Origin of the sequence: Rhodococcus sp. D-6 (assembly GCF_040256695.1) — a bacterium.
In the GTDB taxonomy this organism is placed as follows: Bacteria; Actinomycetota; Actinomycetes; order Mycobacteriales; family Mycobacteriaceae; genus Rhodococcus; species Rhodococcus pyridinivorans.
In genome coordinates, this window is sequence record NZ_CP132970.1 from 3,645,738 (window position 1) to 3,658,047 (window position 12,310).

Sequence of the window (12,310 nt, forward strand, 5' to 3'; positions counted from 1 at the left end):
GGTCGATCAGGGCAGCAGTCCCTGCCGCCGCGCCTCGACGACCGCCGCGTGCCGACTGCGCACATCGAGTTTGTCCATGGCGTTGCGCAGATAGGTCTTCACCGTCTCCACGCGCAGCGACAACCTGTCGGCGATCTCCGCGTTGCGGCAGCCCAGCGCCACATGACTCAGCACGTCGTGCTCGCGCGCGGTCAGATGCGTCCGCGGCTGCGACGCACCGTCGCGCGCCCGGGCCAGTGCCTCCTCGACGTTCCGCACCTGTTCCCTGATCACCGGGTCGTCGGTGCGCGCCGCGATCGCCCGCAGCGCCACGAGGCTTTCCGTCAGCGCTTCGGAGACGGAGGCAGGCACGGTGGCGCCGTGCGCGGCCCGCGTGTTCCCGATCAGCGACACGCGACGGTCCACCTCGTCGCGGATTTCGATCTCCCGCGCGAGCTCCGCGGCCGACCGCACGACCTTCTCCGCTACGACGTCGCCGATGGGCCGATTGACCCTCAGCCCGCCGTAGATCGCCGCCCGGGTGCGTCCGCGCACCACCACCGGCACGGCGAGCAACGACTCGATTCCCTCCCCGGCGACCTGCCGGTCGTAGTGGTGGGTGATGTGCGGGGAGGTGAAGTAGTCGGCGACCGCGCCGGGACGTTGTTCGACGACCACCCGACCGCCGAGTCCACGTTCGGCGGCGATCACCAGATTGCGCAGGGCACGACCGCGGGTTCCGACGAATCCGGACAGGACGACGTCCGAGCCCTGCACCGCGCCACCGAAGAGCACCGGTAGTTCCGTCGTCGCCTCGAGGTCGCGCAGCGTGGCGCGGAGGGTGTCGAGATCGTCGGGACGCAACACACCCGGCACGGCGACATCCATCGATTGCTCCTGCTCTTCCCTCCGAACACCCACTTTCGAGGGTAGAGGGGCCAGTTCCACGATTTGTAACCTGCACATCGCCCGGTGTTGCAACGATCACAGAAGACGCCGGAATCCGAGTAGGCCACCCCGGAGGTATCCGTGTCCATCGCCCCCGTCCGTCCCGGCTCGACCGGAGCCGCGAACTACAGCCAGATGAGCCCGCTGCGCTTCCTCGAACGGTCCACGGCGGTGTTCCCGGATCGCACCGCGATCATCCACGGCGACCGCACGTACACCTACGCCGAGTTCGCCGACGAGGCGCAGCGGCTCGCGCGCGTGCTGCGCAGCCGTATCGAGCCGGGCGACAAGATCGCGTACCTGACTCCGAACGTGCCCGAGATGCTCATCGCGCATTTCGCGGTTCCGCTCGCAGGCGGTGTGCTGGTCGCGCTGAACTCGCGCCTGGCCGGGCCGGAACTCGAGTACATCCTCGACCACTCCGAGACGAAGCTGCTGTTCGTCGACTCCGAACTGCTCGGATCGGTCGCGAACGTCCGCGACAACGTTCCCGGCGTCGCCGAGATCATCGAGGTCCCCGACTCCACCGTGCCGACTCCGGATGTCCCCGCCGGAGTGGCCACCGCTCGGTACGACGAGTTCCTCGCGCAGGCCGACTCGCTCGATGCGACGCCGCTGCCGTGGAGCGTCGACGACGAGCTCGGCGTCATCACCCTCAACTACACCTCGGGCACGACAGGCAAACCCAAGGGCGTGATGTACACCCATCGCGGCGCGTACCTGAACTCGCTGGGCGAGACCTTCCACAACAGCTTCGACGGGCAGAGCAAGTATCTGTGGACACTGCCGATGTTCCACTGCAACGGCTGGTGTACGCCCTGGGCGGTGACCGCTGCGGCGGGCACCCACATCTGCCTGCGGGCGGTGCGGGCCGACGCGATCTGGGATGCCATCGACAACCTCGGTGTCACCAACCTGTGCGGTGCGCCCGCGGTGTGCTCGACCATCGCGAACGCCGAGCAGGCTCATCCACTCGACCGTCCGTTGCGGATCACCACGGCCGGCGCGCCGCCGTCGCCGACGGTGATCGCCCAGCTCGAACAGATCGGCATCACGGTTGTCCACGTCTACGGACTCACCGAGGTGTACGGCCCGTACACGATCTGCGAGTACCAGGACAGCTGGGACGACAAGCCGGCCGACGAACGCGCCGCGCTGCTCTCCCGTCAGGGTGTGGGCATGCTGCAGGCCGAGACCGCGCGGGTCGTCGACGAGGACATGAACGACGTGCCCGCCGACGGCGAGACCATGGGCGAGATCGTGCTGCGCGGCAACAACGTCATGCTCGGCTACTACAAGGACCCGGACGCGACCGAGGAGGCGTTCCGCGGCGGCTGGTTCCACACCGGCGACCTCGGCGTGATGTACCCGGACGGATACATCCAGCTCAAGGACCGCGCGAAAGACATCATCATCTCCGGCGGCGAGAACATCTCGACCGTGGAGGTCGAGCAGGCGATCGTCAGCCACCCGGCGGTGCTCGACGTCGCGGTCGTCGGCGTTCCGGACGAGAAGTGGGGTGAGCGTCCCAAGGCGTTCGTGATCCTGAAGAAGGGCGAATCGGTCACGGCCGAGGAGATCATCGACTACACGCGCACGCTGCTCGCCGGGTACAAGGTGCCGCGCGACATCGTCTTCCCGCTGGAGCTGCCCCGCACCTCGACCGGCAAGATCCTGAAGTTCGAACTGCGATCGGCCGAAGCCGCCGAGGGGTGAGCCGACCCCTCACGACTGCATTGGATACTCGACGCCATGACATCCGGTACCGGTAACAGCACCCGTCGCCTCGATTCGACGGGCCCCGATCCCGCCCAGTTCCGGGTGCATGTCGTCACGCAGGCGATCCGTTTGTTCTCCGAGTTCGGCTACGAGTCGACCACCGTCGAGCAGATCGCCGCGGCCGCAGGGGTGTCGCGGCGGACCTTCTTCCGGCAGTTCCGGTCGAAGGAGGACGTGATCTTCGCCGATCACGAGTCGCTGCTCGAGCAGGTCGCCGAGTACCTCTCGCAGGATTTCGACGATCCGTGGGCGGCGGCCTGCGAGGGGGCCAAGCTCGTCTTCGGGCACTTCCGGGACCGGCGCGAGCTGGCGGTGTGGCGGTATCGGGTGGTGCAGCGGGTGCCGGCGCTGCGGGAGCGCGAACTCGTCACCACCTACCGCTACGAGCGGTTGTTCACCGACTTCCTGCGCGCCGCCGTCCCGACGGAGAAGCCGGTGCGCACCGTCAGCTTCGCGGCGGCGATGACCGCCACGCACAATTTCGTGTTGCGCGCGATGATCCGCGGCGACGAGACCGCCACTGCCGAACGCCTCGAGCAGGAGCTGCTCGAGCTCCGCCGCACGTACGGGGTGGTTCCGGTGCCCGAAGGCGCGACGAACGGGAAGGTCGCGCCGGCTCCGCCGGCGGTCGCGGTGGTGACCTATCCGGCCCACCTGACACCGGCCGAGATCGCCGAGCAGGTTCGGCTCCAACTCGAAGGCGCACAGCAGCGCCGTTGACCTGGCACTGAGTGCCGTGGTTACAATCGACTCATTCCGTCACGTCGCGAACCCTCGCCCCGATATCGTCGAGGGAGCTACGTTCGCAAATCTGGCACCGCGTGCCGTTAGGAGTCCGCCGTCATGGCCCTCAATCCCGACTTCGATCTGTTCAAGCTCTCCGAGGAGCACGACGCGCTGCGCGAGGCCATCCGCGCGCTCGCCGAGAAGGAGATCGCGCCCTACGCCAAGGACGTCGACGAGAACTCCCGCTTCCCGCAGGAAGCCCTCGACGCCCTCAACAAGTCGGGCTTCAACGCCATCCACGTGCCCGAGCAGTTCGAAGGCCAGGGCGCCGACTCGATCGCCGCCTGCATCGTCATCGAAGAGGTCGCCCGAGTATGCGGCTCCTCCTCGCTGATCCCCGCCGTCAACAAGCTCGGCACCATGGGCCTGATCCTCCGCGGCTCCGACGAACTCAAGGCCAAGGTCCTCCCCGACATCGTCAACGGCGCGATGGCCTCCTACGCGCTGTCCGAGCGCGAAGCCGGCTCCGACGCCGCCTCCATGCGCACCCGCGCCAAGGCCGACGGCGACGACTGGATCCTCAACGGCTCCAAGTGCTGGATCACCAACGGTGGTAAGTCCACCTGGTACACCGTCATGGCCGTCACCGACCCCGAGAAGGGCGCCAACGGCATCTCCTCCTTCATGGTCCACAAGGACGATGAGGGCTTCGTCGTCGGACCGAAGGAGAAGAAGCTCGGCATCAAGGGCTCCCCCACCGCCGAGCTGTACTTCGAGAACTGCCGCATCCCCGGCGACCGCATCGTCGGCGAGCCGGGCACCGGCTTCAAGACCGCTCTCGCGACCCTCGACCACACCCGCCCCACCATCGGTGCGCAGGCCGTCGGCCTCGCCCAGGGCGCCCTCGACGCGGCGACCGCCTACGTCAAGGACCGCAAGCAGTTCGGCCGCCCGATCTCCGACAACCAGGGTGTGCAGTTCATGCTCGCCGACATGGCGATGAAGGTCGAGGCCGCACGCCTGATGGTCTACACCTCCGCCGCTCGCGCCGAGCGCGGCGAGCCCAACCTCGGCTTCATCTCGGCCGCCGCGAAGTGCTTCGCGTCGGACGTCGCCATGGAGGTCACCACCGACGCCGTGCAGCTGTTCGGTGGCGCCGGCTACACCACCGACTTCCCGGTCGAGCGCATGATGCGCGACGCGAAGATCACGCAGATCTACGAGGGCACCAACCAGATCCAGCGCGTCGTCATGTCGCGCGCGCTGCTGCGCTGACATCGGTCGCGTAGGTTACCCCCGGAACATCGAAGCGATCAGGAGTTACCGCAGTGGCAGTGGAAAAGGTAGGCGTGATCGGCGGCGGCACCATGGGTGCCGGTATCGCCGAGGTGTGCGCCAAGGCCGGTAGCGACGTCCTCGTCAAGGAGACCACCGAGGAGTTCGCCGCCGCGGCACGCGAGCGTCTGAAGAAGTCGATCGGACGTGGCGTCAAGTCCGGCAAGATCACGCAGGAGGACGCCGACGCGGTCCTCGGACGGATCCGCGTCACCCTCGACCTGAAGGAGTTCGCCGACCGCGACCTCGTCGTCGAGGCCGCCCCCGAGATCGAGTCTCTCAAGGTGGAGATCTTCTCCGAGCTCGACAAGATCGTGAAGCCCGAAGGCATCCTCGCCACCAACACGTCGTCGATCCCCGTCATCAAGATGGCGCAGGCGACGCAGCGGCCCGGCAAGGTCGTGGGCGTGCACTTCTTCAACCCGGTGCCGGTGATGCCGCTCGTCGAGATCATTTCGGCGCTCACCACCGATGAGGCCACCGCCGACACGGTGTTCGACTACGCGAAGAACACCCTCGGCAAGACGGCCGTGCGCGCAGGCGACCGTGCGGGTTTCATCGTCAACGCCCTGCTCATCCCGTACCTGTGCTCGGCAGTGCGCATGCTCGAGTCGGGCTACGCGACGAAGGAAGACATCGACGCCGCGATGAAGGGCGGCTGCGGCTACCCGATGGGTCCGCTGACCCTCATCGACACCGTCGGCCTCGACATCACCCTCAACGCCGCGCAGTCGCTGTACGACGAGTTCGCCGAGCCGCACTACGCACCCCCGGCACTGCTGCGCCGCATGGTCGACGCGGGTCGCCTGGGTCGCAAGACCGGCGAGGGCTTCTACAGCTACAAGTAGGCCTCACTCGGACGCCCCTGCCGTTCCTTCTCGGAACGGCGGGGGCGTCTGCGCATCCGGACAGCCGGGAGGTACGCAACAACAGTTCCGGGTTCGCAACACGGCCAGCAACTGCCGGCGTTGCGAACCTTCACTACGTGTTGCGTACCTCGCGTACGACCGACGCCCCGCTCGAAGTCGCCCGACGGTCCGCTCCGGCTCCGCGAGGGCGCCGTCTGCTATCGTCCCCACCCGGACGTATCGGGGGATTCTGTCGGGGGGCAGTGGTGACATTGCACGTAGATCCTGAAGCGCTGCGCACATTCGCAGCCTTCGTGGCGGACACCGCCGACGCGATGAACGACTGGGACGTCGGCGAACCGTATGCCGTGTCGCAATCAGCACTTCCCGGAACAGAATTCGCGGCCGTCTGCGCACGAGCCTTCACCGCCACCGATCAAGCACTCGGCAACGTGTGCAGTCGCCTGCGCGAGATCGTCGACATCACCGACGGCGCCGCGAACGACTACGTCGTCACAGAGACGGACTTCGTGGCTGCACTCTCGGCGATGGATCAGCACGGATGAGACCGGGAGTCGCCGCGGTCCGGTCCTGGAATCCCGACGCGCTGCGAATCACCGCCGACCACCTCGACGTGCTCGTCGACACACTCGACGACCGCATGAAAGGTCTGCTCACCGAGCAGGATGTGCTCGCCGAGCGATGGTCCGGCGACGCCGCACGTGCCGCCGCCGCGCGAGTGGTCCGCGAACGCTCGCTGGGCAGCGCCATCGCCGAAGCCCTCCTGCAGATCGCGGAGGCGTACCGCACCGGCGCGTGGCTCGTCGAAGGCACCCGCCTGCACCTCCTGTCGGTCGTGGGCGGCGCCGAACAGTCCGGGTTCACCGTGCACGACGACGGCACCGTCAACCCCTCCGACCAGATCCACATCCTCTCGGCGACGCTGCCGAGCGAAGCCGTCGCAGAGGCCCGCGTCCGCCTCGAACACGAAGCAACCGAACTGACCCACACCGTCACCGGCGCTCTCGAACAAGCGTCGCGAGCCGCAACCGAAACTGCCGATCGCATCACCGCCGCCGTTGCGGTACTCGAAGCAGCCAGGGATGCCGCGGCGCCGGGGAAGGTCGTGCAGAACGAGAACGGCGAGTTCTCCTGGTGGCCTGACTGGGCAGCTACGACGGCAGCCTCCACCATCGGCGTGATGGCCGACGGAACGAAAGAGGGTCTTACAGCGGCAGCAACAGCGTCCGGTGACGACCTCGCCCGTGGAGTCTCGCAAAAGCTCGGGCCGGCTGGGGCGGCACTCGGAGTGGTCCCAGCGATAGTCAACGACATCGAAGGTGGGATGCATCCTGCCGAGGCAGTCGTAACAGAAGGCGCCGGCGCTGCGCTCGGCTACTGGGGCGGCCTGAAGGCCGGAGCTTTTGTTGGATCCCTTGTCGCGCCGGGGATCGGAACCGCAGTCGGACTGGTGGCGGGCGCGATGGCCGGCGCTTCCATTTCCTGGTTGACCTCCAAGGTTCTACAAGCAGCACTGCATTGATTCGAGTCGTCCACCGCGTTGAAAGGAACAGGGCCAGACTTATGCAACACCAGCACCCAACGATGCCCGTCGGCCTTCCGGACGACAACCAGGCATGGCCTCAGTGCCTTCGCTGCACAGATGCCGTTTTCTCCGTCGCCATGTTCAGTCTTGCAATCCTTCTCGCATACTCGTCTTTCCAGGGCGCCGAGCGTGGGGACGCTACCTACTTCGTCGGCTTCGCAGGTGGAACAGCACTAGCAATTTCGCTCTTCATCATCGGCATCCGTGATGCCGGAATCCGATATCTCGGGTTATCCCGGTCGATTACGGTTCATGAGGATCCCGTGCGAGGACTCGGCTTGGCGATCCCGGTTCGAAAATCGAACACCCGGATCCTCTCGGGAATCCTTTTCGGCACCGCCGCATATGGTGCTTCCGCTTCACTTGGATGGTTCCTGGGATTCGGCGAGTCCCTGATGCCTTCCGGTCGCGACACACTCCCCGGTGCCGTGCTTCTACTCGCCGGTGCAATCGTCATGACCGCTCTTGCGCTCTTTGTCTTCGCCTTCCGCGCAACAACCGAATTAAGGATCTTTCCGTCCGGGGTGGAGCGAATTCGGAGGCGACGATCATTCCTCTCTGTACGAGATGATTCGACTTTCCTACCCTGGGACGATATCGGTCGCATAGAACCCAGGGAACTACCACCACGTACAGGATCCGCGGGTCGGCCGATCATCCACCTTTACAGCGCAACTGGAGCCGACACTTCGAGCACCGGGCATGATTCGACCCACCCCGTAAGCATTACAGCGCATCAACTGGTGGCGGAGCCGAACACACTTTTCGCGCTTCTCGAACACCTACGGACGAATCCGGATCAGCGGAGCTATGTAGGACAAAGGGGGGCAGTCGAACTGCTCCGCCCTCCCCCGCTTCGAAAACGGCTTCGTGAAGCCAGAATTGCTCACACGACGCGGTGAGGAAACACGTAGGTTGCGCGCGGACGCGTCAGAGAATCCACCGGCCGGAGTCCCAGGTCATTTCGCGGTTTCAGGTCTTGGCCAGTAGGTGTGGAAATGATCTCACCCCTCACGTACGAGCGAGGTGCTTGTTGAAGCGAGGAAAAAAAGTTCGGACACCTGACGAACTCGTCGACAACATCCGATCGACGCCATCCGAAGCGCCCTGGCCACAACCGCTCAGGATAGTGCCACTAGTTCTGTCGATTGCGCTGCTTATCGCAGCTTGCGTGAGCTTCGCATTCGTCCAGGACACGATCCGAACGAACGACTTCCAAGTCACACTCGGTGCGGCAGGCGGCTCGATTGCGCTGTTCGTCATCGCCCGATCCTCGTTTCGGCGTGCGGGTCTTCGGGACCTTCGACCGCACCGGGACATCAAATTTCGTCACGATCGCGACCGCGGTCCGGGTATCAGCATCCCAACACGAAGAACCGAAGTGTGGACAACAGTCGCAGTCATGCTGGGGTTGGCCGCCTATGGTTCCGCAGCAGCATTCACATGGCACAGCGGCCTCGGCGAAGCACTGTTGCCGATCAACCGAGACAACAGTGAGAGTGCCCTCTTCATAGCGGTATGCGCCGCCGGCATGGGCCTGATCGCGGTCCTGATCGTCTCCATCCGTTTCGAGACGACCCTGTACATCAGCCCACGAGGTGTACGCCGCTACGTACGTCGTCGAGTCTTCTTCAAGAAACAGGTATTCGACATCTCCCTGTCCTGGGAAGGTATTGCCCGGATTGGGGTAGGTAGCCTCGGAGTCGGTGGTGGAACTACGGTCCACCCGGTAATCGATCTTCATACGAACGAACCGATTCCACCAGAAGCTCGGACTCGACATGATTCGGAGTGTCGAGTGGCGGTCATGGCCCACCAGCTCGTGACGGAGCCGAACACTCTGTTCGCGCTTTTGGAACGGTTGGCAGAGAACCCGCGCGATCGCGAACTTCTCACGAAATCCGATGCAGTCGACCTTTTGCGCCCTCCGCCGCTGCGGGAACGATTCCGCGCAGCACGCAAGCCGTCGCGTCAGCACGGGAACAACCGGTAGGTACGCAACAGCAACATCGGGTTCGCAACGCGGCCAGTAACTGACGGCGTTGCGAACCCTCACTGCATGTTGCGTACCTCGATCCCCTGCCGCAGCAAGTGACGACCGGTTCGTCACCCCAGAGACAGCGCCGCCACGCCGTACACATTCAAAATGATTCAGGAAGTTGTAGTGACAGCCGGACACAACCGACCTTCTGGGACCGACTTTGCGAGAACGATTCCGGATGGCACGCCACCATGATGGCGCTCCTTGATCCTGCTCAGTCCTGCTCACCGAAAGTGCTCACCCGTGTGGCTCCGCCGATGAGGGCGGGTCTCCTTCGATGCTGGTGGTCTCTGACCACGCACCAGCACCCCGAAGGAGACCCGCTTTCTCATGTTGACATGGGAGGAAGACGTGGAGATCCACGCACTGCACAAACGAGGCTGGACGATCTCGGCGATCGCCCGGCACACCGGCCGAAACCGGCGCACGATCCGTAACTATCTGAACGGCACCACCACCCCAGGAGTGCGCAAACCCGCTGGTGAGGACCCGTTCGAGCCGTTCGTCGCCTACGTCACCGCTCGTCTGACCGAGGATCCGCATCTGTGGGCGCGGACCTTGTGCGACGAACTCGAGAACCTCGGCTACACCGCCTCGTATCAGACGCTGACCCGCCAGATCCGGCGACGACAACTGCGTCCGGTGTGTCAGGCCTGCGCCTGCGTCACCGAGCGTCCGAACGCGATGATCGCGCATCCACCGGGTGAGGAAACCCAGTGGGACTGGCTCGAGCTGCCGGACCCGCCCGCCTCGTGGGGCTGGGGCAAGACCGCATATCTGCTGGTCGGCTCGCTGGCGCATTCCGGGCGGTGGCGCGGGGTGCTCGCCCCGGCGACGACCCAGCCGCATCTGATCGACGGTCTCGACCGCATCGTCCGTGAACTCGGCGGACTGACCCATACCTGGCGGTTCGATCGAATGTCGACGGTGTGTCACCCCAACAGCGGGAAGGTCACCGCCTCGTTCGCCGGCGCTGCCAAACACTACGGCGTCTCGGTCGCGATCTGCCCGCCTCGGGCCGGGAACCGCAAAGGCGTCGTCGAGAAAGCGAATCTGACTGCTGCGCAGAGATGGTGGCGAACACTGCCGGACGAGGTCACCGCCGAGCAGGCGCAGACGAGGCTGAACGAATTCTGCCGTCTGCGCACCGACACCCGATCCCGGACCACCCCCGAAGGGAAATCGACGGTGGCGGCGATCGCGGCGGCCGAACCCCTGACACCACCCCCATCGGTTCCGTATCCGGTGACGGTCACCGAGACCCGCACCGTGTCACGGCAGGCGTTGGTGGCCTACCGCGGCAACCGCTACTCGGTGCCCCCGGAACTGGCCGCAGCACAGATCACCGTCACCCGCCGACTCGGTGACGAGGTGATCGACATCGTCACCGCCTCACACATCACCGTCGCCCGCCACCGCCTCGCTCCGGACGGGGCCGGCGCTCTCGTTCGCGATCACGGCCACGTCCATGCCCTCGACCAGGCCGCGATGGCCGCCGCCGCGGCCGGAGGCCGGCCGCACCGGCGCAAGGAACGCATCCCACCCGGACCCGACGCCCTGAGTGCGGCAGCAGCATTGCGCACCAACACCACTGACCGTCACTTGTCGTCGACGACACCGCGATCGACGGTGGTCGACCTGGCCGCCTACGAGCGCGCCGCCCGCGGAAGGAACACCCTGGCATGAGCACCCCCGACACCACCATCCACGCCGCGAGTCTTTATCAGCGGCTGCGCGGTCATCTGGCGACCTTGAAGCTGCACGATGCTGCCGAAGCGCTGCCGTCGGTGCTCGACCGGGCACAGAAGGACGGTCTGTCGATGACCGCTGCTCTCGAACAGTTGCTGTCGATCGAGGTCGATGCCACCGAAGCGAGGAGATTGGCCGGGCGGTTGCGGTTCGCGTGCCTGCCCACCCCGGCCTCACTCGAGGACTTCGACTACGACGCCGCCCCCGGACTCGATCGGGCCCTGATTGCCGAACTGGGCACCTGCCGGTTCCTCGACACCGCGACGAACGTCCTGCTCATCGGGCCACCGGGGGTCGGGAAGACCCACCTGTCGGTGGGTTTGGCGCGGGCGGCCGCGCATGCCGGCTATCGCACCTACTTCACCACCGCCGCCGATCTGGCCGCACGCTGTCACCGCGCTGCGATCGAAGGTCGGTGGGCGACGACGATGCGGTTCTACGCCGGCCCGACGCTGCTGGTGATCGACGAACTCGGCTATCTACCCCTGCCCGGCGAGGCCGCATCCGCACTGTTTCAGGTTGTCGCGCAACGCTATCTGAAGACCTCGATCATCATGACCACCAACCGGGGGGTCGGGGAATGGGGTGAGGTCCTCGGCGATACGACCGTCGCCGCCGCCATGCTCGATCGGCTCCTACATCGGTCGGTGGTGCTCAACCTCGACGGGGATTCCTACCGGCTGCGTGACCACCACGCCCGGTCGGAAAAACTCCGTCAAGCCACCACCGGCACCCGGCAACCGCTACAGTGAACCCGCCCACGGGTGGGCACTTTCGACGAGCACAAGTGAGCACCTTCGCTGAGCCTCATCAACCAGGAGGCGTCTCGATGAACGCTTCGATTCAGACGACTACAGGTAGGCCTCACTCGGACACCCCTGCCGTTCCTTCTTGGAACGGCGGGGGCGTCTGTGTATCCGCACCCTCGATCTCGTACCGGCGCCCGATACCGACGGTCAGCCGTCCCCACTCACTGCGGGCCACCCGCGTTCGATGCATCTCGAACGCGGTGACGTCGACGAAGGTTTCCTCGACGCGCCACACCATAGGGTCGTCGGTCGGCAGGACTTCGAACGAGACACAACCGGGTTCGGCGCGCGTCAGGTCAATATGACACTGCAGATGGCCGAGCATGATCTCACGCTCGGCCTCGCTGTGGCACAGCAGTTCTCCCCTGAGACGGACGTAGGACATCTCGGCTCCTTCCACGGCACCCCGACCGATCGCTGCTACCGTCACGCGCGGCGTATCGGAGAATTCAGTCGGAAGGGTAGACGATTTCGCGCAGCACGCACCTCG

The 12,310-nt window shown here is 65.6% G+C and carries 11 protein-coding genes; 9 read left to right on the forward strand and 2 right to left on the reverse strand.

The window, feature by feature from the left end; all coding sequences use genetic code 11:
- Positions 1-6: 6 nt before the first annotated feature.
- A complete protein-coding gene (locus tag RBB84_RS16970) occupies positions 7-867 on the reverse strand; it encodes a LuxR C-terminal-related transcriptional regulator (protein WP_064257347.1) in 861 nt (286 codons plus the stop codon).
- Positions 868-1,062: 195 nt separating this feature from the next.
- Here RBB84_RS16970 and RBB84_RS16975 point away from each other — a divergent pair, with 195 nt between their 5' ends.
- From RBB84_RS16975 to istB, 9 genes are all read left to right on the forward strand, one after another.
- A complete protein-coding gene (locus tag RBB84_RS16975) occupies positions 1,063-2,643 on the forward strand; it encodes an acyl--CoA ligase family protein (protein WP_231912104.1) in 1,581 nt (526 codons plus the stop codon).
- 36 nt (positions 2,644-2,679) lie between these two features.
- Positions 2,680-3,426 carry a TetR family transcriptional regulator gene (locus RBB84_RS16980; protein WP_006553690.1) on the forward strand — a complete coding sequence of 249 codons (747 nt, stop codon included), beginning with the start codon at positions 2,680-2,682 and terminating at the stop codon, positions 3,424-3,426.
- A gap of 123 nt (positions 3,427-3,549) precedes the next feature.
- The gene (locus RBB84_RS16985; RefSeq protein WP_006553691.1) at positions 3,550-4,707 is read left to right on the forward strand and encodes an acyl-CoA dehydrogenase; all 1,158 of its coding nucleotides are present in this window, start codon (positions 3,550-3,552) and stop codon (positions 4,705-4,707) included.
- Between the two features lie 59 nt (positions 4,708-4,766).
- A complete protein-coding gene (locus tag RBB84_RS16990; RefSeq protein WP_006553692.1) occupies positions 4,767-5,615 on the forward strand; it encodes a 3-hydroxybutyryl-CoA dehydrogenase in 849 nt (282 codons plus the stop codon).
- A 266-nt stretch (positions 5,616-5,881) separates the two neighbouring features.
- Positions 5,882-6,181 carry a hypothetical protein gene (locus tag RBB84_RS16995; protein ID WP_350246309.1) on the forward strand — a complete coding sequence of 100 codons (300 nt, stop codon included), beginning with the start codon at positions 5,882-5,884 and terminating at the stop codon, positions 6,179-6,181.
- Entirely contained in the window at positions 6,178-7,158 is a 981-nt protein-coding gene (locus tag RBB84_RS17000) for a hypothetical protein (protein ID WP_350246311.1), read from the forward strand. The genes RBB84_RS16995 and RBB84_RS17000 overlap by 4 nt, the downstream gene beginning before the upstream one ends.
- Positions 7,159-8,392: 1,234 nt before the next feature.
- Entirely contained in the window at positions 8,393-9,214 is an 822-nt protein-coding gene (locus RBB84_RS17005; protein ID WP_350246313.1) for a hypothetical protein, read from the forward strand.
- Positions 9,215-9,592: 378 nt separating this feature from the next.
- Positions 9,593-10,948: an IS21 family transposase gene (locus RBB84_RS17010; RefSeq protein WP_350246314.1), complete on the forward strand. Its 1,356-nt coding sequence runs from the start codon at positions 9,593-9,595 to the stop codon at positions 10,946-10,948.
- On the forward strand, positions 10,945-11,763 hold the full coding sequence (gene istB, locus RBB84_RS17015; protein ID WP_350246316.1) for an IS21-like element helper ATPase IstB: 819 nt from the start codon (positions 10,945-10,947) through the stop codon (positions 11,761-11,763). The genes RBB84_RS17010 and istB overlap by 4 nt, the downstream gene beginning before the upstream one ends.
- Before the next feature lie 112 nt (positions 11,764-11,875).
- Here istB and RBB84_RS17020 read toward each other — a convergent pair whose 3' ends face one another.
- Positions 11,876-12,220, reverse strand: a complete 345-nt coding sequence (locus tag RBB84_RS17020; RefSeq protein ID WP_350246318.1) for an antibiotic biosynthesis monooxygenase — start codon at positions 12,218-12,220, stop codon at positions 11,876-11,878.
- Positions 12,221-12,310 lie beyond the last annotated feature (90 nt).